Source organism: Methylibium rhizosphaerae (assembly GCF_006386545.1).
Classification (GTDB): Bacteria; Pseudomonadota; Gammaproteobacteria; order Burkholderiales; family Burkholderiaceae_C; genus Pseudorivibacter; species Pseudorivibacter rhizosphaerae.
The window spans coordinates 70,104-91,803 of record NZ_SWAR01000022.1 but is presented as its reverse complement, the minus strand read 5'-3'; the positions used below and the strand labels follow the sequence as shown (position 1 = coordinate 91,803).

Genomic DNA, 21,700 nt, shown 5'->3' with positions numbered 1-21,700 from the left:
AAGGGCGCATGCGGGTGTTGCGCCGCTTGCCCAGGCGTCCAGCCTGGGCTGCGCACCGCGCCTACGCCTGCACCCTTGTCGGCCCCGGCGGGGGTGCCATTTCACTGACGCAGTGGACTAGGGCCCTAGCAGGCTGTTGAATTTCGCAGCGATGAACCGCCGCATACAGCTGATGACGAGCAATTCATGTCGATTCGAGCGTTTGCTGCGGCCCTCGACGCGCTGCCGCAGGCCAGTTCGTCGTGTTTGTTGCCCGTATCAGTGCTCTTGCAGTGGTTCATTGCGTGACTCCTTGCGGAACGCTGACCAGTATTCGGGCCATTCGCACAATGTTGCTCGCCGTCATCGTCAGCTTGAAGTGCTGATCGACGCGCTTGATGCCGCGGTACACCGTCTGCCTGATACGGCCAACAGTCTTGCCCCAGCCGAAGTGTTCTTCGATGCGCTTGCGGACCACTTGGCTGACTCTGTAGCCAGCGTGACGCGTCGTGCGCCCATCGATGGCACTGCCGCCTTGGTGCGTCACGTTGCTCGCAACATGGGGTGTGACGCCTCGCTTGCGACAGCCGGCGATGAAGTCGCGCGTGTCGTAGCCCTTGTCGGTGCCCAGGGTCTTGGGTCCCTTGCCCGGCAAGGTGTCCAGCATCGCCAGCGCTGCCGTGCGTTCGCCGAACCCGTCAGCGTGCGAGACCACGGCACTCACGACCAGCCCCGATCGGTTCTCCATCAGCACATGACCTTGGTATCCCAGGATTGCCGCCTGGCTTTTGCCTTTGCGGAACAGCCGCGCGTCAGGGTCCGTCGTGCTGGCATGCGTGTCGTTGCTTCGCGGCTTGCCCTTCCAATCCTTTTCCGTGTTGCGGCCACCCGCGCCGCCGCTGCCCGCGCCCGGGTCGCCACCATCCTTGGGCACAAAGCTCTTGTGGCTGGCCCACGCCTGGATCAACGTGCCGTCCACCGAGAAGTGCTCCTTGCTGAGCAGCTTGCGCTGGTCGGCCAGGCGCATCACCTCGGTGAAGAAGCGCTCGACCACGGCATGCTCGAGCAGGCGGTCGCGGTTCTTGGAGAACACCGAGTGATCCCAGACCTCGTCGTCGATCGCCAAGCCGATGAACCAGCGGAACAGCAGGTTGTAGCGAACCTGCTCCATCAGCTGCCGCTCGCTGCGAACCGAGAAGAACACTTGGATGAGCATCGCTCGCAGGAGCTTCTCGGGCGCGATGGACGCTCGGCCGCTGTCGGCGTAGATCGAGTTGAACAGCTCGTTCAGGGCGACCAGCGCCTCGTTGACCAGCACCCGAATCGCCCGCAGCGGGTGATCCGCCGGAACGAAGTCATCAAGCTTGGCCAGCGTGAACAGGCCTTCCTGCATTCCGTCACATCCGCGCATCGGCGTCGCCCGCGTCGTTATGTCGGTCTGCACGGTATCAACAACCCGCCTTTCGCGAATCAGCATTTGCGCGGGCGAATTTCAACAGCCTGCTAGCGCCTGCCCGGCCCGGCGGCCGGCGGCTCGGCGTCGATCGCCTTCACGCCCTCGCCGCGGGCGCGGGCCATCAGGGCCGAGCAGTCGCTGTCCGCCCCGGGGCCGGTCTCGATCAGCGGGATCAGCGCGGCCAGCGGGTTGACCAAGGCGCCCAGCAGCAAGGCGCCGCCGCCGCGCGCCAGCAGCTTGCCCATCTCCGGCTTCACGCTCGGGTCGGCGAAGCTGCCCTGCACGGTGAACGGCACGCGCAGGGTCAGCGGGCTGCGGTCCTTCGGCAGCGGCGTCACCTTCACGTCGAGCGTTTCCTTCGCGAGGTCGGCCGTGCCGCGTGCATCGACCACCGTGTCGGCGGTGTCGAACACGATGGCGCGCGAACTCATCACGCCGCGCTCGAAACCCACGTCGGCCAGCGCGCAGCGCACCGGGATGTTGCGGTCGCCGGCGACGAGGAACTTCAGCGCTTCGGCCAGGTCGAGGTCCACCAGCTCGATCAGCAGGTTGCTGATGCGCCCGCGGCCCATGGCCAGCTGCATCTCGCCTTGCGAGGTGCCGAGCATCTGCGCATACGAGTTGCCGCGCCCCGCCAGCGTGGCGCGCCCGTTGAGCTGGCCGAAGGCGGCCCGCGTGTTGCGCACCCGCGGCAGCAGCTGCTCGAGCTGCAGGCGGTTGAACCGCGCGCTCAGCCGCGCCGCCATGGGCTGCACCCGGCCGTCGATCTGCAGGGAGCCGGCCACGCTGCCGCCGGCGAAACCGAGCCGCAGCGGGTCGAGGGTGAGCTTGCGGTCGTCCATGACGACGCGGGTCTTCAGGTTGTCGAAGGGCATGGAGCCGAGGTTGCGGATGGCCTGGGCCTCGAACTGCAGGTCGGCATCCAGCGTGTCCCATTTCTCGGCGCTGAAGCCGCGCTGCGGCAGCACGCGGCCGCCCTTCACCCGCGCGGTGGAGGCGCCCGACGTGGGCCTTTGCGCCGGGCGCGACGCGGCTGCCTCGGGCGGCGCCGACGCGGCCTCCGATGCGCGGGCCGCCGCCGGGCCGGCCGTGACCGGCTTCGTCGTCTTGCCCACCACCGGGCCCAGGTCGTTCAGGTCCAGCAGCTTCGAATGCAGCCGCCCGCCGACGAAGGGCCGCGCGTCACGCGGCTCGAAGCGGATCTGGCCGGACAGGTCGCTCCTGCCGACCCGGCTGGTGAAGTCCTCGTACCACCACACGCCGCGGTCCAGCCGCACCCGGCCGGCGGTCTGGTAGGCGGGCGTCTCGGGCAGTCCCACATGGACGATGCGGTACCACTCGGCCAAGGTGCGGCCCTGCACTTCGATGCGCAGGTCCGCCGCCTTGGGCGCGAGGAGTCCGGTCACCTGCCCGGCGGCTCGCACGCGGGTGAGGCCGATGGAAGCGTCCACGTCCAGGCCGTAGGGCTTGTTCGCCTCGCGCAGCTGGAGCACGTCGTCGCCGGTGCCGGCTGCACGCAGCGGCAGGCCGTTCCACTGCCCTTCGGCTCCAACCCGCAGTCGCGCCTTCTCGTCCTGCACGACGCTCTGGAAGCTGGCCCGCACGTCGGTCTGCAGGTGGGGCTGCCGCAGGCGCAGCACGCCGTTGTCGAGCCACACGCGGCCCAGCTCGATGCGCGAGCCCTCGTCGCTCTGCTTGGTGTCGAGCAGCCAGTTGCGCTGGCCCTGCGCATTGCTCTCGAGCCAGACGTCGGGCTGGTGCATGCGCACTTCGACGATCTGCAGCCGGCGCTGGGTGAGCAGCGGCCACAGTGCGATGCGGGCATCGATCGATTGCGCGCTCACCATGTCGGGCCGGCCGGCCCAGGCCGGGTTGGCGAACCGCAGCCCGTTCACCTCGAGCCGCCCCAGGCGGCCCCAGTGCCACCAGATGTCGCCCTCGAGCCGCAGTGCACGGCCGGTGGCGGCCTGGGTGCGCTCGGCGATCCAGTCGCGGGCGAAGTTGAGCCGCCACGGCACGCTGAAGGCCACCACGAGCAGCAGCAGCACGGCCAGCAAGGCAAGCAGCCAGCGGTTGCGGCGGAGCGACGTCGTCCAGGGCATGGTGCTGATGAGGCGTTGGTCGGATTGGGCGTGCTTCTTGCACCTTCGTCGCAGCCCCCTGCCCCTGCCATCAGCGGCGCGGCCACACCGGTGTAGGCCGGCGCCGACAGCCGTCATACTCGCGCCCATGCACAGCGTCAACAAACTCATCCCGCAAGGCCGCGGCCTCGCGCCGGCCCTGGTGAAACGCGCCGCCACCGTGGTGCTCGACTGGGACGTGCGGCAGAAGAGCCGCTTCGATGCCGTCGACAGCACCGGCCGCCCGCTGGGGGTGTTCCTGCCGCGCGGCGCGGTGGTGCGCGGAGGCGACGTGCTGGTGGTCGACGATGGCTCGCTGGTGCGGGTGGAGGCTGCAGCGCAGCCGGTGCTGGTGGTGCGCCACTGCGCCGAGCACGGCTCGCCCTTCGACCTGCTGCGGGCGGCCTACCACCTGGGCAACCGCCATGTGCAGCTGGAGCTGCAGTCCGACCACCTGAAGCTCGAGCCCGATCATGTGCTGGCCGACATGCTGCGCCAGATGCACCTGATCGTGAGCGAGGCGCAGGCACCGTTCGAGCCTGAATCGGGCGCCTACGCGGCCGGCGGCCACGGGCATGACCACCACCACGATCACGGCCACGACCACCATCACGGCCACGAACACCATTGAAGCCGCGACGCCTGCCGGCACGGCCCCAGCCGTTGCCCGCCTCCAGCCTGCTGCAGCTGATGTGGCTGGCCTCGCCGGCCTTGCCCGTGGGCGGATTCAGCTATTCAGAGGGGCTGGAGGCCGCGGTCGACGCCGGCCTCGTGACCGATGAGGAACATGCCCGCGGCTGGCTTCTCGACCAGCTGGCGCTGACGCTGGCCCGCTGCGACCTCGCCGTGCTGGGCGTTGCAGTGTCGGCCTGGCGACGGCAGGACCTCGATCGCATCGAGGAGCTCAACACCTGGCTGCTCACCACCCGCGAGAGCGCCGAGTTGCGGCTGCAGGCCGAGCAGATGGGCCGCTCGTTCGTCGAGTGGCTCAGGCTGCGCCCCGATGCGCCGGCTTCGGCACTCGCCGCGCTTCGGGGCCTGAAGCCGGCGCCGTGCTACCCGGTGGCCTATGCGCTGGCGGCCGCGCTGACCGCCGCGACGCCGCGCGATGCGGCCCTGGCCTTTGCCTTCGGCTGGGCCGAGAACATGGCACAGGCTGCCATCAAGGCTGTGCCGCTGGGCCAGAGCGCCGGCCAGCGCATCCTCGGCGCGCTGGCCGATGCGATCCCCGCTGCAGTGGATGCAGCACTGGCGCTGGCCGACAGCGAGCGCCAGTCCTTTTCACCCGGCCTGGCCATCCTGTCGGCACGGCACGAAACCCAGTACTCGCGACTCTTCCGCTCATGACCACACTGCTTCACTCGATTCCCAACCGCACCAAGAAACTGCCCCCGCTGCGGGTGGGCGTGGGCGGGCCGGTCGGCTCCGGCAAGACCACGCTGGTCGAAATGCTCTGCAAGACCATGCGCGAGCGCTGGGACCTGGTGGTCGTCACCAACGACATCTACACCAAGGAAGACCAGCGCCTGCTCACCGTGGCCGGCGCGCTGGAGCCGGAGCGCATCATGGGCGTGGAAACCGGCGGCTGCCCGCACACCGCCATCCGCGAGGACGCGTCGATCAACCTCGAGGCGGTGGACCGCATGCTGGCGAAGTTTCCGGACGCCGACATCGTGTTCATCGAGTCGGGCGGCGACAACCTCGCGGCCACCTTCAGCCCCGAGCTGAGCGACCTCACGATCTACGTGATCGACGTGGCCGCCGGCGAGAAGATTCCCCGCAAGGGCGGCCCGGGCATCACCAAGAGCGACCTCTTCGTCATCAACAAGACCGACCTCGCGCCGCACGTAGGGGCCGACCTGTCCGTGATGGAGGCCGACACGAAACGCATGCGGCCGACCCTGCCTTATGCGATGACCAACCTCAAGACGCGGGCAGGGCTCGACGAGGTGGTGCGCTTCATCGAGACCAAGGGGCTGCTGGTCTGCGGGTGAACCGCAGACCGCGCACGGTCAGCGGATGCTGGTGACCGCGCGCAGCGCGCGCACCGCGCCTTCGCCGATGGCCGAACCGAAACGCTTGCTCAGGCGCTCGGCCAGGTTTTCCTTCGGCGTGTAGTCGATCACCTCTTCGGCCTTGACCACTTCGCGGGCCACGAAGTCCAGGCTGCCCAGCTTGTCGGCCAGGCCCTGGTCGATGGCCTGCTGGCCGTTCCAGAAGAGGCCCGAGAAGGTTTCGGGCGTTTCCTTCAGGCGCTTTCCGCGGCCGTGCTTCACCACCGCGATGAACTGCTGGTGAATCTGGTCGATCATGGTCTGCGCATAGGCGCGGTGCTGCTCGTTCTGCGGCGAGAACGGATCGAGCATGCCCTTGTTGGTGCCGGCGGTGAGCAGGCGGCGCTCGATGCCCAGCTTGTCCATCGTGCCGGTGAAGCCGAAGCCGTCCATCAGCACGCCGATGGAGCCGACGATGGACGCCTTGTCGACGAACACCTCGTCGGCCCCGGCGGCGATGTAGTAGGCGGCCGAGGCGCAGAGCTCCTCGCACACCGCGTACACCGGCTTGCCGTGCTTTGCCTTCAGGCGCTGGATCTCGTCGTTGATGATGCCGGCCTGCACCGGGCTGCCGCCGGGCGAGTTGATGCGCAGCACCACTGCTTTGGCGCCCACGTCCTCGAAGGCGGCGCGCAGGCCGGAGACCATGACTTCGGCACTGGCCTCGGTGTCGCTGGCGATTTCGCCGCGCACCTCGACCAGCGCGGTGTGCGGGCCATTCGGCACGCTGGTGGCGCTGCGCTCGGCAACCAGCGCCCAGGCGATGGCGATGAACACCAGCAGCCAGGCGAAGCGGAAGAACAGGCGCCAGCGCCGCTCGCGCTTGCGGTCGGTCAGGTAGGCCATCGCGAATTCGCGGGCGATGCCGTCGTCGCGCGCCGGCATTGCGGGAGGCTCCTGCCGCGGCTCGGCCGAAGGGGAAGGAGAAGGCAGGTTGAAACCGGGCTCAGGACGGGAAGGGTCGTCTAGCGTGCTCATGAGGGGGCTTTCCGGGGGCCGCGCAGTCAGGCGGCAAATACAGGACGGATGTCGCGGGAAGGATACCAATACACCATGCCGTCACGCTCGCTCACCGACAAGGCCGTGAGCCGGCCGCGGCCGCAGGGGCCACCGATGCAGCGGCCGCCCTTGGGCTCGTAGGCGGCGCCGTGCGTCGAGCAGAGGATGAACTCGCGACTGCTGTCGAGGAACTCGCCGGGCTGCCAGTCCATCTCGGCCGGCACATGCACGCAGCGGTTGAGGTAGGCCACCACCTGCCCGTCGATGCGCAGCGCGAAGGCGCGCACGCTGCGGCCGTACTCCAGCACGTCGAAAAGGTAGGCGCGGCCGCGTTCGGCCAGTTCGGCCGAGGCGCACAGGAACTCGCCGCCTGCGGCCGGCGCGGGCAGGTCGCCGGCGTCAGGCATGCTGAAGGAGCCAGGCCTGCAGCTCGGGCACCGAGTGGGCCACGAAGCGCGGCGAGAACTCGGCGAAGCTGTCGTGCGCGTGCGCGCCGTAGCCCACGCCGATGCAGGCGGTGCCGGCATTGGCCGCCATCTGCAGGTCGTGCGTGGTGTCGCCGATCATCAGCGTGCGCTGCGGCTCGGTGCCGAACTCGCGCATCAGTTCGTTGAGCATCAGCGGATCGGGCTTGGACGCGGTTTCGTCGGCCGTGCGCGAACCGTCGAACATGCCGCGCAGCTGCACCGTCTTCAGTGCTTCGTCGAGGCCATGGCGCGTCTTGCCGGTGGCCACGGCCAGCCAGTGGTGGCGCTGCTTCAGCGCATCGAGCATGGCCAGCGTGCCGGGGAACAGCGTCAGCTCGTGCTGGCTCCTGAAGTAATGGTGGCGGTAGCGCTGGCCCAGCTCCGGATAGCGCTCTTCGGGCAGGCCGGGCACCACGTACTTGAGCGCGTCGTGCAGGCCCAGGCCGATCACGTAGGCGGCGTCGGCATCGCTGGGCACCGGCACGGCCAGGTCGGTGCAGGCCGCCTGGATGCACTTGACGATGAGCCGGGTGGAGTCGAACAGGGTGCCGTCCCAGTCGAACACGACGAGGTCGAACTGGCGCGGGCGGTGGGTGTCGGTCACTTCTTCGGGGGCAGGTGGTGAAGCAGGTCCCGGCATTCTGCAGGCAGCGGCGCCTCGAGTTCGATGGCCTCGCCGGTCGCGGGGTGGTCGAAGCGCAGGCGCCTGGCGTGCAGGAACATGCGCTCGAACTTCACGCCTTGCAACGCCTCGCCTTTGGCCAGCGACTTGTTGAGTGCGAAGTCGCCGTATTTCTCGTCGCCCACGATGGGACAGCCTTCATGCGCCAGGTGGACGCGGATCTGGTGGGTGCGGCCGGTCTTGATGGTCACGTCGAGCAGCGTCCAGGCCTTGAACGCCTGCACCACCTGCACCAGGGTGATGGACCGCTTGCCTTCGTCGGCCGCGGGCGACACCGCACGCACGCGGCGCTCGCCCTCGCTGGTGAGGTACTTGTGCAGCGCGATGTCGATGACCTTCCTGTTGGCAGGCCAGGCACCCGCCACCAGCGCGGCGTAGGTCTTGCCGGTCGAGCGGCCGCGGAACTGGTCCTGCAGGTGCGTGAGCGCGCTGCGCTTCTTGGCCACCAGCAGGAGGCCCGAAGTTTCCTTGTCGAGCCGGTGCACGAGTTCGAGGAACCTCGCGTCCGGCCGTGCCTGGCGCAACTGCTCGATCACGCCGAAGCTCACGCCGCTGCCGCCATGCACCGCCACGCCGGCCGGCTTGTTGACGGCGATGAGGTGGTCGTCCTCGAACAGCACCGGGAACTCCCGCGCCGGGACTGCCTTTTCGGCCTTTTCCGGCAGCTTCACCGGCGGCAGGCGGACGCTGTCGCCCATCTCGAGCCGGGTGTCCGCGGCCGCCCGGCCCTTGTTCACCCGCACCTCGCCGCTGCGGATGATCCGGTAGACGTGCGTCTTGGGCACGCCCTTGAGCGTCTTGATCAGGAAGTTGTCGAGCCGCTGGCCGGCGCTGGCTTCGTCAATCTCCAGGTGCTGCACCGCAGCAGGGCTCGGCCTGGGGGCCCCCGCTGGTTTTCCGGGTGTTTTTCCGGCGCTCGGCGGCAAGGATTTACCACCTATAATGCGTTGCACCACGTTTGCGCTGTAAGTGATTGATTTGCTTGAGTTTACCCGTCAGCTTACGGGGCTCGTGGTCGCCGAAGCCCATCCGCTTTCGGCAAATCCGGTGATGCAACGCTGTCAAGTCCCGTCAGGCCGGCTCCCAAGGTGAGCGGCGGGCGGTTCGAACCAGCGGCAGAGCCAGCGTAGAAGAACCAAGAAACCAAGGTTTTCCGGCGCCAGGCCGAAAGCAGCTCAAAGTAGCGAGCCGTCTTTTCAGCCTGACGCCCGCGTCAAGTGATCCAACGGATGTTCTCAGAGGCCGTTCCCCTCCCCCCACGTGCGTGTGTCGCAGCCTTGCGGCTGGCGACCGCCGCTGGGCGCGAGCGCGGTGCCGGCCGGGTGCAGCTTTCCACTCAATGGTTGCGCCGAGCACGTCCCTCTCCCACTGCCACGCACGCGCCAACGCTTCACCGCTGAGCCTCGCGGCTCTTGTTGAAGTCCAGGGCGATTCCTTCCGGTTTTTCACGCTGTTTCGTGCATCGATGAGTCGCCCGCCCGGTGTTGCACCGGAGCTGGCGGCGTGAGTTTTGTGTCGCCTGACCTCTTTCCCATGGAGGCGGCGGCACGGGAGTGCACATGAAACGCATGCTGATCAACGCGACGCAGCCCGAGGAGCGTCGCCTCGCCATCGTCGATGGCCAGAAACTGCTCGACTTCGAGACCGAAATCGAAGGCCGCGAGCAACGCAAGGGCAACATCTACAAGGCGGTCGTCACCCGTGTGGAACCGTCGCTCGAGGCCTGCTTCGTCGACTACGGCGAAGACCGCCACGGCTTCCTGCCCTTCAAGGAAATCTCGCGCCAGTACTTCAAGGATGGCGCCGACGTCCGCAACGCCAAGATCAACGACGCCATCAAGGAAGGCCAGGAACTGCTGGTCCAGGTGGAAAAGGAAGAACGCGGCAACAAGGGCGCGGCGCTCACCACCTTCGTGTCGCTGGCCGGGCGCTACCTGGTGCTCATGCCCAACAACCCGCGCGGCGGCGGCGTGTCGCGCCGCATCGAAGGCGAAGACCGCGAGGAGCTGAAGGAAGCCCTCGACCAGCTCGAATACCCCAAGGGCATGAGCCTGATCGCCCGCACCGCCGGCATCGGCCGCTCCGCTGCCGAGCTGCAGTGGGACCTGAACTACATGCTCAAGCTGTGGACCGCCATCGACGGCGCGGCCCAGGCCGGCAAGGGCGCCTTCCTGATCTACCAGGAATCGTCGCTGGTGATCCGCGCGATCCGCGACTACTTCACGGCCGACATCGGTGAGATCCTGATCGACACCGACGACATCTACGAGCAGGCCAAGCAGTTCATGAACCACGTGATGCCGGAGACGGCCAATCGCGTGAAGCGCTACCGCGACGACGCGGCGCTGTTCAGCCGCTTCCAGATCGAGCACCAGATCGAGACCGCCTTCTCGCGCACGGTGAACCTGCCCTCGGGCGGCGCCATCGTGATCGACCACACCGAGGCCCTGGTGGCGGTGGACGTGAACTCTGCGCGCGCCACCCGTGGCGGCGACATCGAAGAGACCGCCACCCGCACCAACCTCGAGGCGGCCGATGAGATTGCGCGCCAGATGCGCCTGCGCGACCTGGGCGGCCTCATCGTGGTGGACTTCATCGACATGGAGGAGTCCAAGAACCGCCGCGAGGTCGAGCAGCGCCTGCGCGACGCGCTGCGCACCGACCGCGCCCGAGTGCAGTTCAGCTCCATCAGCAAGTTCGGCCTGCTCGAACTGAGCCGCCAGCGCCTGCGCCCGGCGCTCAGCGAGGGCTCGCACATCACCTGCCCGCGCTGCAACGGCACCGGCCACATCCGCGACACCGAGTCGTCGGCGCTGCAGATCCTGCGCATCATCCAGGAAGAGTCGATGAAGGAGAACACCGCCGCCGTGCACGTGCAGGTGCCGGTGGAAGTGACCTCCTTCCTGCTCAACGAGAAGCGCACCGAGATCACCAAGATCGAACTCAAGCAGCGCGTGACCGTGCTGCTGGTGCCCAACAAGCACCTCGAAACGCCGAACTACAAGCTCGAGCGCCTGCGCCACGACGACCCGCGCCTCGAGAACCTGCAGGCCAGCTACTCGATGATCGAGGAGCCGGACGAAGAGGTCGGCATCACCCGCCGCGAAAAGCTCAAGCCCAAGCAGGAGCCGGTGATCAAGGGCGTGCTGCCCGACGAGCCGGCGCCGATCGCGCCGCCCAAGCCGGCACCCGCTCCGGCCCCCGCCCCGGTGGCCACGCCGCCGGTGGTGGCGGCCCCGGTGCCGGCCGGGGGCGGCTTCTTCGGCTGGTTCAAGAAGCTGCTGGGTGGCGGCGGCGCCGCCGAGCCGGCGCCCGCACCGGCTCCGGCTGCGGCGCCTGCTGCCGGCGGAACCGCCGGCAAGGCCGAAAAGGAACGCGACGGCCGCGGCCGCCGTGGTGGCCGCGACGGCCAGCGCGGTGAACGAGGCGAGCGTGGCGAGCGCGGTGGCGATGGCCGCCGTGGCGAACAGCAGCGCAGCGAGGGCCGGGGCCGCCGCGGGGAACGTGGTGACCGCGCCGAGTCGGCTGAAGCCGGCGGCAAGGAAGCTGGAGCCCGCGAGGAGCGCGCACCGCGCGGCGATCGCGGTGACCGTGGGGGCGATCGCGCGGAGCGTGGCGAACGCGGTGAACGCGCAGAGCGCGGAGAACGTGCAGAGCGCGGTGAGCGCACGGAACGCGGCGAGGGCCGACGCGGCCAGCAGCGCGGCGAACGTCCGCCGCGCGAAGCAGCGCCGCAGGCCGCTCCCGAAGAGCTGACGGAAGCCACCGCACAGGCCTTTGTCGACACCGTGCCCGGTGCCGACGCTGGCGCCGAAGGCGAAGGCGCGGAACGCCAGGGCGGCCGTCGTCGCCGCCGTCGTGGCGGTCGCGATCGCGGTGGTGAGCGCGCAGAAGGCGCCGCCGCAACCGCCGACGTTCAAGACGCCGATGCCGGAACCGACGAAGCCCGCCCAGCCCCCGAGGCCGCAGCTGCCGCGCCCTCGGCCGGCGGTGCCTGGTGGGAAGACGGCAGCCAGTCCCCGGCCACGGCTTCCGTGGCCGCAGCCGACGCGGTTGAAGGCGCCGAACCGGCCGCTGCCGCCGAAGGCGAGGACGGCGAACGCGAAGGCGGCCGCCGCCGTGGCCGCGGACGCGATCGCTTCCGCCGCGAACGCCGCGAGCGCGACGGCACCGAAGCCGAAGCCGGCGCCGCACCCGAGGCCGCCGCGGAAGTGGCGATCGCGGAAGCCGGCGTCACTGCAGCAGCCCCTGCCGCCGCTGCTGCTTCCGTGAGCGCCCTCGTGCCGGAGCCCATCGTCACCGAAGCTCCGGCGCCGGTGGTGCTGGCCAAGGCCGAGCCCTTCGTGCTGCCGCTGGCCGAACTGGCCGCGGTGGCCGACTCGGCCGGCCTGCAGTGGGTCAATTCCGACCCCGACAAGGTCCGCACGGCCCAGGAAGCCATTGCCAACGAGCCGCGCCCGATCCGCGTGCCGCGCGAACCGAAGCCGGTCGTCGCGATCGACGAAGGCCCGCTCGTGCTGGTCGAGACCCGCAAGGATCTCTCGCAGTTCAAGCTGCCGTTCGACACGGCGCCGGGCCAGCAGGCACCGCAGTGACGCTGCGGCGAATGCCGCAGAAAAACAAACGCCGCCCGGCTTGCGCCCGGCGGCGTTTTTTCTTGGGGCCGGCCTCAGCGGCTCAGCGGCTGATCTTCAGCCAGTTGAGGTTCCAGCCCCCCACCAGCGCCTTCACCGCGATCTGTTGCTGGCCGGCCGCGAGCTGCACCTGGTGCGACACCGTCGTCCAGTTCTGCCAGCCGCCGGTGGCCGGCACGTACACGCTGCCGTACACCGGGCTGCCGCCGGCCCGCTCGAGCTGGATGACACCGCCGCCGCCGAGGCTCGCGACGCGGTATTGCACGGTGTAGGTGCCGCTTTCCGGGACGTTCACATCCCACACGACCCAGTCGCCGGCATCGATCCAGCCGAGGTTCTGCCCGCCTTCGGAGCAGGCTTCGGCCTGCACGCCCTGCATGACCGCGAACCGCTCGGCCTCCAGGGTGATGGCCGTACCGGGCGCCTGCAGTTGATAGACCCGCACGTAGTCGACGTGCATGCGTGCCGGCAACGCGCTTTCGTCGACGTTGAAGCCGGGCCAGTTGCCGCCCACCGCCATGTTGAGCAGCAGGAAGAAGTCCTTGTGGAACTCCTCGGTGCCGCCGGCGTTGTTGGTGATGTCGATGACGTGGTACTGCTGGCCGTCGACGAACCAGCGGATGAACTTCGCGTCCCACTCGACCGCATAGACGTGGTAGTTCGTGACGCTGGTGCCGGTACGCCCGCCGTAGGACGCATGGCTGCCGTTGTCGGCCCGCCAGTGCACGGTGCCGTGGACCTCGCTGCTGGTGTTGACCTGCTCCATCACGTCGATCTCGCCCGAGGCGGGCCAGCCGACGCTGCCGATGTTGCTGCCCAGCATCCAGAACGCCGGCCATGTGCCCAGCTTGGCGGGCAGCGCGATGCGAGCCTCGATGCGGCCGTACTTGAAGCTTTTTCTGCCCTGCGTCTTCATGCGCGCGGACGTGTAGCGGAACCCGCCGAAGTCCTCGCGCCGGGCGGTGATGACGAGCGCATCGTTCTCGACGGTGGCGTTCTCGCGCCGGTAGTACTGCAGTTCGTTGTTGCCCCAGCCGTTGGTGCCGTTGCCGGTCTCGAACACCCAGTCGGGGCTGATGCTGCCGTGGAATTCGTCCTGCCAGACGAGCTGCCAGCCCTGCGCGAAAGCCAGCTGGCCGCAGAAGAGGCCCAGTGCGAGGGCCAGGAGATGTCGCAGTCTTCCTGTCATGTCAGTCCCTTGTCGATGAGAGGTGAGCGCCGAGCCCTGCGACAGGACTGCTCGCCGACGGGACCCGTCGGATTCATCGTAGGAGGGAATCACTCGCCGCCGGCAGGGCGAACCGACCAGCGGCGCTTGCGCCGGGGTGAACGGTGGAACCGGTTCCGTTTTCCGGCGGCGGGTATGGTCAGGGCAGCAGCTCGAGCGCCCGCTGGTACTGCGGCTGGTGCATCAGCTCGTCCCATGCGAGCGGCTCGGTCTGCGGCAGCAGCGCGAGCCGGCGCGCCTCGCTGCCGGCATCGGCCTGCCAGAGGCCGCGGTCCAGCGCGTCCTGCAGGCCGTCGAGCAGCACGTCGACCGGCTTGCCGCCGTCGACCTTGGACTGGTTGCACAGCAGCACCATGTCGCAGCCGGCATTGAGCGCCGCAATGCCGCCTTCGACCGCGCTGCCCGCCACCCGTGCGCCTTCCATGCTGAGGTCGTCGCAGCAGATGGCACCGGTGTAGCCGAACTGCCCGCGCAGGATGTCCTTCAGCCAGCGGGCCGAAAAGCCGGCGGGCATGGCATCGACCTTCGGGAAGGTCACGTGGGCGGGCATCACGCAGGTGAGCGTGCTGGAGAGCCAGTCGTACGGCATGGCGTCTTCGGCAAGGATCTCTTCGAGCGTGCGGTCGTCCACCGCGCGGGCGACGTGCGAGTCGGCGATGGCATAGCCGTGGGCCGGGAAGTGCTTGCCGCAGTTGTGCATGCCGGCCAGCAGCAGGCCGTGCATCACGCTCTTGGCCAGCAGGGTCGCCACGCGCGGGTCGCGATGGTAGGCCCGGTCACCCACCACCTCGCTGCGGCCGTGGTCGAGATCCACCACCGGCGCCCAGCTCAGGTCCACGCCGCAGGCGCGCAGCTCGCTGCCGAGCACGTAGCCGGCGGCACTGGCGGCATCTGTCGCCCGCATCGCGTCGCGCATCCAGAGTTCGCCGAAGCGGCGCGCCGCCGGCAGGTGAGTGAAGCCGTCGGTGCGGAAACGCTGCACGCGCCCGCCTTCATGGTCGATGGTGATGAGCAGGTCCGGGCGGATGGACTTCGCCTCGGCCGTGATCTCGGTGATTTGCTGGCGGCTCACCCAGTTGCGGGTGAAGAAGATCAGGCCGCCGGTGAGCGGATGCTGCAGGCGGCGACGGTCGTCGTCGTTGAGGGCGGTGCCGGCGATGTCGAGGATCACCGGTGCATGGGCGATGGTGTCAGTCATTCGTTTCGACCACCACGAAGGCGGTGGCGTAGTCGGTTTCGTCGGTCACGCTGACGTGGGCGCGCAGGCGCCGCTCGGCAAACCATGCGGCGAGTTCACCGTTGAGGTGGATCACCGGCTTGCCGCCGGGCACGTTGAGGATCTCGCAGGAGCGCCAGGTCATCGGCATGCGCATGCCCATGCCAATGGCCTTCGAGAAGGCTTCCTTGGCGGAAAAGCGGGTGGCGAGGTAGGCCAGGCCGCGCGATGCGGCCCGTGCGCTGCGAGCACGCCAGACTTCGAGTTCGCGCTCGCCCAGGACCTTCTGCGCAAAACGTTCACCGCGCCGCTCCAGCGTGCTGGCGATGCGGCGGATGTCGCAGATGTCGGTGCCGATGCCGTAGATCATGATCCGCCGCAAAGCGCCTCAGGCATACGCGCGCTGGATGCAGCGCTGGTAGTCGCGCACCGTTTCGGCATAGCCGAGCTCCAGTGCATCGGCGATCAGCGCGTGGCCGATCGAGACCTCCTGCACGCCCGGCACGGCCCGCAGGAAGTCGGTGAGGTTGTCGCGGTTCAGGTCGTGGCCGGCGTTGACGCCCAGGCCGGCGGCGATGGCCGCCTCGGCCGCACGCACGAAGCGCTGCAGCACCTCGGCCCCTTCGGACTTGCCATGGGCATGGGCGTAACTTTCGGTGTAGAGCTCCACCCGATCGGCGCCGAGTTCCGCGGCATGGCGCATCGCTTCGGGCTGCGGATCCATGAACAGGCTGACCCGCACGCCCAGCGCCTTGGCCTCGGCGATCACCGGACGCAGGCGCTCGGCGTCGGCGGGCAGGTTCCAGCCATGGTCGGAGGTGAACTGGCCGACGCCGTCTGGCACGAAGGTGCACTGGTGCGGCTTCACCTCGCGCACGAAGTCCATCAGGTTGTGGAACGGGTTGCCTTCGATGTTGTATTCGGCGTGCGGCCAGGCTTTCAGCAGCTCGGCCAGTTCGCGCACGTCGCCGGCGCGGATGTGCCGCTCGTCCGGCCGCGGGTGCACCGTGATGCCGGCCGCGCCGGCCTCCAGCACGAAGCTTGCCGCGCGGGTGACGCTCGGGATGCCGAGGTGGCGCGTGTTGCGCAGCAGGGCGACCTTGTTGAGGTTGACCGACAGCGCCGTGCGGCCGCCATGGACGAAGGGTTCCGGAGCGACCAGCGGGTTCATCGGATGCGCCTGTGTGTAGGGTTCATTCGAGCAGCTTCTGCACGTCGAGCGCCACCTTGCGCGTGTGCAGTGGCGAGGAGCCCAGATGATAGTGAAGCAGCGCCCGCAGCTGCAGCTTGAGCTCCGGCAATGCCAGGGCTGCGGCCCGCTGCAGCGCGGGCTGGCTGCGGGCGTCGAGCGCCGCCTGCAGCGCTTGCAGGGTGTCGGCCGCGATGCCCGCCTCGCCGGCAGAGGCCGGGCCCACGCCGGACTCCGGCCGCAGCACGTAGGCGGCGCCCTCGCGCAGCGGCTGCTGCGTGAGCGTCACCAGCGCCAGGTCGGGCAGCAGCCCGAGCTCGCGCAGCAGCACCAGCTCGAAGGCGCGAAGGCCGGCTTCGGCCACGTCGTCCTGCCCGGCCGCCAGCAGCGGCAGCGTCTGGGCATAGGCGTCGAACAGCACCGGGTGGGCGTCGCTGCGCGCCAGCAGCTTCATGAGCAGCTCGTTGAGGTAGAAGCCGCTCAGCAGGGCAGCACCGCTCAGCATGGGCCCGCCGCCGGCCCATTCGGCCGACTTGAGCGTGTGCACCTCGGCCTGGCTGTTGTCGTCGGCGGCTCGCCGGCCGTAGTGGGCCAGCAGCCGCTGGAACGGCAGCAGCACCGCGCGCAGCTGCGAATACGGCCGCTTGGCACCCTTTGCGACCACCGCCACGCGGCCCTGGTCGCGCGTGAACAGGTCGAGAATCAGGCTGGTCTCGCTCCAGTCGTAGCGATGCAGCACGTAGGCGGCGGTTGGCGCACGCTGGGCCATCCGTGCTACTCGTAGCCGTAGGTCCGCAGGCGTTCCTCGTCGTCGGCCCAGCCCGAGCGCACCTTCACCCACAGCTCGAGGAAGACCTTCGCGTCCATCAGCTTCTCGAGTTCGGTACGGGCCTCGGTGCCGATGCGCTTGAGCCGCTCGCCCTTGTCGCCGATGACCATGCCCTTGTGCGCGTCGCGCTCGACGATGATGGTGGCGGCAATGCGGCGCAGGTTGCCTTCTTCCTTGAACTCGTCGATCACGACGGTGGAGGTGTAGGGCAGCTCGTCGCCGGTGAGACGGAAGAGCTTCTCGCGGATCAGCTCGCTGGCGAGGAAGCGTTCACTGCGGTCGGTGAGTGCTTCTTCGTCGTAGAACCAGGGTTGCTCCGGCAGGTAGGGCCGCACGATCGCGAGCAGGCGCTTCACGTCATCGTCCTTCCTGGCAGACAGCGGCACGAACTCGGCAAACGAGTGGCGCTGCTGCATGCCTTGCAGCCACGGCGCGAGTTCGGCGCGCCGGTGCACCTGGTCGAGCTTGTTGGCCACCAGGATCACCGGCTTGTGCTTCATCGCCTCGGTCTGCATCAGCGCCAGCACCTTGGCATCGTCCAGCCCGAAGCGGCCTGCCTCGACGATGAAGAGGATCACGTCCACATCGGCCAGCACGCCCTGCACGGTGCGGTTGAGCGTGCGGTTGAGGGCCGTGCCGTGCTTGGTCTGGAAGCCGGGCGTGTCGACGAACACGAACTGCGCATCGTCCACCGTGCGGATGCCGGTGATGCGGTGGCGGGTGGTTTGCGCCTTGCGCGAGGTGATGCTGACCTTCTGGCCGACCAGGGCGTTGAGCAGCGTGGACTTGCCGACGTTCGGCCGCCCGACGATGGCGACCAGGCCGCAGCGCGCTTGTTGCTGCACCGCTTCGCCGGCAGGCTCGGTCTCGGGAGTGGGGGATGAAGGGTCGCTCATGGTGTCGATTTCAGTTTAGCCAGTGCAGCACGTGCCGCTTCCTGTTCGGCAGCGCGCCGCGAACGCCCCTCCCCCGACACTTCCAGCCCGTGCGCCGGCACGCTGCAGATGACCACGAAGGTCTGGTCGTGCTGGCGGCCGCGGGTGGAGTCGATGCGGTAGACAGGCACCGCTTCGCGGCGAGCCTGCAGCCATTCCTGGAGCTCGGTCTTGGCGTCCTTCGTCCAGGTCTCGGCCACCGTCTGCGCGACCAGCGGCCTGAACAGGCGGAGCACGAGCGCCCGGGCCGCCTCGAAACCGCCATCGAGGTACACGGCACCCAGCACGGCCTCGAAGGCATCGGCCAGTATCGACGGCCTGCCCGCGCCGCCGCCGCGCGCCTCACCTTCGCTCAGGCGCAGCGCCGTCCCGAACTCGAGCTCCCGGGCAAGCCGCTGCAAGGTGTCTTCGCGCACGAGATGCGCGCGCACGCGGGTCAGGTCGCCTTCGCTGGAGTCTCCGAAGTGCTGGAAGAGCAGTTCGGAGATGGTGAGATTGAGCACCGCATCGCCGAGGAATTCGAGCCGTTCGTTGTGCTCGCTGCCGAAGCTCTTGTGGGTGAGCGCACGCCGCAGCAGCGCAGGGGTCGCAAAGCTGTGCCCCAGTCGCTGTTGCAGGGCGTTCAGATCGGCATTCAAGGGGACGGGCCCGGGTCGAACCGGGCGAAGGGCTACTTGGACTGCCCGCGGTACTTGATGACCAGGTAAACCGGCTCGAAGAGCTCGATTTCCTTGTCGTAGGCGAACTTGACGACGATCTTGTCGTTCTCCTTGCTGACCTCGAGATCGGCCCCGGAGATGGACGCGATCGAATACTCGATCTGCTTGGTCTTTTCGAAGGCGGCGCGTATCTCGGGCACCGTGGTCCCCCCTTCCTTCGCGACCTTGTTCACCGCTTTCTGGATGGTGAAGTATTCGTTGAGCGTGGGTACCACACGCATGACGAGCAAGGCGACGAACGCGATGATCACGGCCCAGAAGAGCAAGCCGATCAGCGTCACGCCCCGCTGGCGGGAAGGGTGGTTCGGCAGCGCGGCTGGGCTCATCGAAACGCTCCTCGTCGAATCGTTGTGCATCACGGTGTCGTCAGTTCAGTTGAACGCACCGATGCGTTTGGGGTTGCTGAAGTTCATCCACACGAAAAATGCCTTGCCGACGATGTTTTCGTCGGGCACGAAGCCCCAGAAGCGGGAGTCTTCGGAATTGTCGCGGTTGTCGCCCATCATGAAATAGTGGCCGGGCGGCACCTTGCAGGTCACGCCTTCGGCGTTATAGCGGCAGTTCTCGCGGAAGGGAAACTCCGTCACGCCGGCAATGAACGGCGGGCGATCGTTGACTGTGAGGACGCGGTGCTCGACGCTGCCGAGCTTCTCGGAGAACTGCTGCGTGTAGCGCACGCTGTCATCGTCGTAGTAGTCGGGCAATGACTTCAACGGCACCGGCTGGCCGTTGATGACGAGCTTCTTGTTCAGGTAGGCCACCTCGTCGCCGGGCAGGCCGACGACGCGCTTGATGTAGTCCTTGCTCGGATCGCTCGGGAAGCGGAACACCATCACGTCGCCGCGCTGAGGCTCGTTGTTCGCAATGATCTTCTTGTTGATCACCGGCAGGCGGATGCCGTAGTGGTACTTGTTGACCAGGATGAGGTCGCCCACCAGCAGCGTCGGGATCATCGAGCCGGAGGGAATCTTGAACGGCTCGAACAGGAACGAGCGCAGCAGGAACACCACCAGGATCACCGGGAAGAGCCCGGCGGTCCAGTCCAGCCACCAGGGCTGCGCCAGTACGCGTTCCCTGGCTTGCGCCACATCGCCGTCGACCTTGGTGATGCCTTTGGCCGCCAGCTCGGCGCGGCGCGCAGCGTCATTCGACTCGAGCGCCGTGGCGGCAGCCACCCGCCTGGGCAGGAAGTGGAAGCGCTCAGCCAGCCAGTAGGCCAGCGTCACCAGGGTGAGGATGAACAGCAGCAGCGAGAAGTTGCCGCTCCATTTGCCCAGGTACCAGCCCCCCAGGTAAACGGCGAGGGCGCCATAAAGAAGTCCGGTCAGAGAACTCATCAGTCATCCACTTGCAGGATGGCAAGGAACGCTTCCTGCGGCACCTCGACGGTACCGATCTGCTTCATGCGTTTTTTGCCGGCCTTTTGTTTTTCGAGCAGCTTGCGCTTGCGGGTGATGTCACCGCCGTAGCATTTTGCCAGCACGTTCTTGCGCAACGCCTTGATGTTCTCGCGCGCGATGATGTTGGCGCCGATGGCCGCCTGGATCGCCACGTCATACATCTGCCGCGGGATCTGCTCGCGCATCTTGGCCGCCACCGCACGGCCGCGGAACTGGCTCTGGGCGCGGTGCACGATCATCGCCAGCGGGTCGACCCGCTCGCCGTTGATCAGGATGTCGACCTTCACCACGTCGGCCGAGCGGTACTCCTTGAACTCGTAGTCCATGGAGGCATAGCCGCGCGAGATGGACTTCAGCTTGTCGAAGAAGTCGAGCACGATCTCTGCCAGCGGCAGCTCGTAGGTCAGCATGACCTGCTTGCCGTGGTAGGCCATGTTCATCTGGATGCCGCGCTTCTGGTTGCACAGCGTCATCACCGGACCGACGTAGTCCTGCGGCATGTACAGGTGCACCGTGACGATGGGCTCGCGAATGTCGCGGATGCGGCCCTGGTCAGGCATCTTGCTCGGGTTCTCGACCTCGATCACGGTGCCGTCACCCAGCTCCACTTCATAGACAACGCTCGGCGCGGTGGTCACCAGGTCCTGGTCGAACTCGCGCTCCAGGCGCTCCTGCACGATCTCCATGTGCAGCAGGCCCAGGAAGCCGCAGCGAAAGCCGAAGCCCAGCGCCTGGCTCACCTCGGGCTCGAAGCGCAGGGAGCTGTCGTTGAGCTTGAGCTTCTCGAGCGCATCGCGCAGCTGGTCGTATTCGCTTGCCTCGGTCGGGTAGAGGCCGGCGAACACCTGCGGCTGGATCTCCTTGAAGCCCGGCAGCGCCTCGCTTGCGGGGCCGGCGTTGTTGGGCAGCTTCTTTTCCAGGGTGACGGTGTCGCCCACCTTGGCTGCCGCCAGCTCCTTGATGCCGGCGATGATGAAGCCCACCTCGCCGGCACGCAGCACGTCGCGGTTCTCGCTCTTGGGCGTGAAGACCCCCAGGTGCTCGATCGGATAGACGGTGTTGGTCGCCATGAGCCGGATGCGCTCGCCCTTGCCGAGCGAGCCGTCCACCACACGCACCAGCATCACGACGCCGACATAGTTGTCGAACCATGCGTCGATGATCATGGCGCGCGGCGGGCCTTCCGGGTTGCCCCTGGGCGGCGGCATCCGCTCGATCACCGCCTCGAGGATGTCGTCGATGCCCATGCCGGTCTTAGCCGAACAGGGAATCGCATCCGACGCATCGATGCCGATGACATCCTCGATCTCTTCCTTGGCACGGTCCGGATCCGCCTGGGGCAGGTCCATCTTGTTGAGCACCGGCACCACCTCGACACCGAGATCGAGCGCGGTATAGCAGTTGGCCACCGTCTGTGCCTCGACACCCTGACTGGCATCCACCACCAGCAGCGCTCCCTCGCACGCCGACAGCGAACGGCTCACTTCATATGAGAAGTCGACGTGCCCCGGCGTGTCGATGAGGTTGAGGTTGTAGGTCTTTCCGTTGCGCGCCGTGTACTGCAGCGCAGCGGTCTGAGCCTTGATGGTGATGCCGCGCTCGCGCTCGATGTCCATCGAGTCCAGCACCTGGGCCTCCATCTCGCGATCGCTCAGGCCTCCACAGCGCTGGATGATGCGATCGGCCAGGGTCGACTTGCCGTGATCGATGTGGGCAATGATGGAGAAGTTGCGGATGTGATCCATGGAGACGATCTGAGGGAAGCAAGCCTTCGCTACGAAGACTCAACGGCG

Annotated in this window: 19 protein-coding genes and 1 pseudogene; 4 read left to right on the top strand and 16 right to left on the bottom strand. The window is 67.9% G+C overall.

Translation table 11 applies throughout. The features are described 5' to 3' along the window. Positions 1-277: 277 nt before the first annotated feature. Positions 278-1,390, bottom strand: a complete 1,113-nt coding sequence (locus E8D38_RS16425) for an IS5 family transposase (protein WP_140633153.1) — start codon at positions 1,388-1,390, stop codon at positions 278-280. Between the two features lie 92 nt (positions 1,391-1,482). Then, positions 1,483-3,537, bottom strand: a complete 2,055-nt coding sequence (locus E8D38_RS16420) for an AsmA family protein (protein ID WP_181179178.1) — start codon at positions 3,535-3,537, stop codon at positions 1,483-1,485. Positions 3,538-3,664: 127 nt separating this feature from the next. Between E8D38_RS16420 and ureE the strand changes: the two are divergent. The 3 genes and pseudogenes from ureE to ureG form a co-directional block, all read left to right on the top strand. Next, a pseudogene (ureE, locus tag E8D38_RS16415) lies at positions 3,665-4,180 on the top strand (urease accessory protein UreE); the annotation flags it as partial. Between the two features lie 65 nt (positions 4,181-4,245). Further along, positions 4,246-4,902, top strand: coding sequence for an urease accessory protein UreF (locus E8D38_RS16410; protein ID WP_140633150.1), 657 nt, complete (start codon positions 4,246-4,248; stop codon positions 4,900-4,902). After that, on the top strand, positions 4,899-5,549 hold the full coding sequence (gene ureG, locus E8D38_RS16405; protein ID WP_140633120.1) for an urease accessory protein UreG: 651 nt from the start codon (positions 4,899-4,901) through the stop codon (positions 5,547-5,549). The genes E8D38_RS16410 and ureG overlap by 4 nt, the downstream gene beginning before the upstream one ends. Positions 5,550-5,567: 18 nt before the next feature. Here ureG and E8D38_RS16400 read toward each other — a convergent pair whose 3' ends face one another. The 4 genes from E8D38_RS16400 to E8D38_RS16385 are packed head-to-tail and all read right to left on the bottom strand — an operon-like array spanning position 5,568 to position 8,710. After that, on the bottom strand, positions 5,568-6,587 hold the full coding sequence (locus tag E8D38_RS16400) for a S49 family peptidase (protein ID WP_140633117.1): 1,020 nt from the start codon (positions 6,585-6,587) through the stop codon (positions 5,568-5,570). 26 nt (positions 6,588-6,613) lie between these two features. Then, on the bottom strand, positions 6,614-7,015 hold the full coding sequence (locus E8D38_RS16395) for a Rieske (2Fe-2S) protein (RefSeq protein ID WP_140633114.1): 402 nt from the start codon (positions 7,013-7,015) through the stop codon (positions 6,614-6,616). Continuing rightward, on the bottom strand, positions 7,008-7,679 hold the full coding sequence (locus tag E8D38_RS16390) for an HAD family hydrolase (protein ID WP_246099527.1): 672 nt from the start codon (positions 7,677-7,679) through the stop codon (positions 7,008-7,010). The genes E8D38_RS16395 and E8D38_RS16390 overlap by 8 nt, the downstream gene beginning before the upstream one ends. Further along, on the bottom strand, positions 7,676-8,710 hold the full coding sequence (locus E8D38_RS16385; RefSeq protein ID WP_140633106.1) for an RluA family pseudouridine synthase: 1,035 nt from the start codon (positions 8,708-8,710) through the stop codon (positions 7,676-7,678). Before E8D38_RS16385 ends, E8D38_RS16390 begins: the two co-directional genes overlap by 4 nt. Before the next feature lie 606 nt (positions 8,711-9,316). On the opposite strand from E8D38_RS16385, the gene E8D38_RS16380 reads away from it, so the two are divergent. Continuing rightward, entirely contained in the window at positions 9,317-12,352 is a 3,036-nt protein-coding gene (locus E8D38_RS16380; protein ID WP_140633103.1) for an Rne/Rng family ribonuclease, read from the top strand. An 82-nt stretch (positions 12,353-12,434) separates the two neighbouring features. Here E8D38_RS16380 and E8D38_RS16375 read toward each other — a convergent pair whose 3' ends face one another. From E8D38_RS16375 to lepA, 10 genes are all read right to left on the bottom strand, one after another. After that, positions 12,435-13,580 carry a carbohydrate-binding protein gene (locus E8D38_RS16375; RefSeq protein WP_140633100.1) on the bottom strand — a complete coding sequence of 382 codons (1,146 nt, stop codon included), beginning with the start codon at positions 13,578-13,580 and terminating at the stop codon, positions 12,435-12,437. A 178-nt stretch (positions 13,581-13,758) separates the two neighbouring features. Continuing rightward, positions 13,759-14,817 (bottom strand): beta-N-acetylhexosaminidase, encoded by a 1,059-nt coding sequence (gene nagZ / locus E8D38_RS16370; RefSeq protein WP_140633097.1) that lies wholly within the window; start codon positions 14,815-14,817, stop codon positions 13,759-13,761. Continuing rightward, complete coding sequence (acpS, locus tag E8D38_RS16365) at positions 14,810-15,205, bottom strand: holo-ACP synthase (RefSeq protein WP_140633094.1); 396 nt, start codon at positions 15,203-15,205, stop codon at positions 14,810-14,812. Before acpS ends, nagZ begins: the two co-directional genes overlap by 8 nt. A gap of 18 nt (positions 15,206-15,223) precedes the next feature. Then, a complete protein-coding gene (locus tag E8D38_RS16360) occupies positions 15,224-16,006 on the bottom strand; it encodes a pyridoxine 5'-phosphate synthase (protein ID WP_140633091.1) in 783 nt (260 codons plus the stop codon). Between the two features lie 22 nt (positions 16,007-16,028). Then, positions 16,029-16,793 (bottom strand): DNA repair protein RecO, encoded by a 765-nt coding sequence (gene recO, locus E8D38_RS16355; protein WP_140633088.1) that lies wholly within the window; start codon positions 16,791-16,793, stop codon positions 16,029-16,031. 5 nt (positions 16,794-16,798) lie between these two features. Continuing rightward, complete coding sequence (gene era, locus E8D38_RS16350; protein WP_140633085.1) at positions 16,799-17,749, bottom strand: GTPase Era; 951 nt, start codon at positions 17,747-17,749, stop codon at positions 16,799-16,801. Continuing rightward, positions 17,746-18,426 (bottom strand): ribonuclease III, encoded by a 681-nt coding sequence (gene rnc / locus E8D38_RS16345; protein ID WP_140633082.1) that lies wholly within the window; start codon positions 18,424-18,426, stop codon positions 17,746-17,748. The genes era and rnc overlap by 4 nt, the downstream gene beginning before the upstream one ends. A 32-nt stretch (positions 18,427-18,458) precedes the next feature. Next, a complete protein-coding gene (locus E8D38_RS16340; protein WP_140633079.1) occupies positions 18,459-18,833 on the bottom strand; it encodes a DUF4845 domain-containing protein in 375 nt (124 codons plus the stop codon). Positions 18,834-18,878: 45 nt separating this feature from the next. Further along, positions 18,879-19,844: a signal peptidase I gene (lepB, locus tag E8D38_RS16335; protein WP_140633076.1), complete on the bottom strand. Its 966-nt coding sequence runs from the start codon at positions 19,842-19,844 to the stop codon at positions 18,879-18,881. After that, entirely contained in the window at positions 19,844-21,652 is a 1,809-nt protein-coding gene (lepA, locus tag E8D38_RS16330; protein ID WP_140633073.1) for a translation elongation factor 4, read from the bottom strand. The genes lepB and lepA overlap by 1 nt, the downstream gene beginning before the upstream one ends. Positions 21,653-21,700 lie beyond the last annotated feature (48 nt).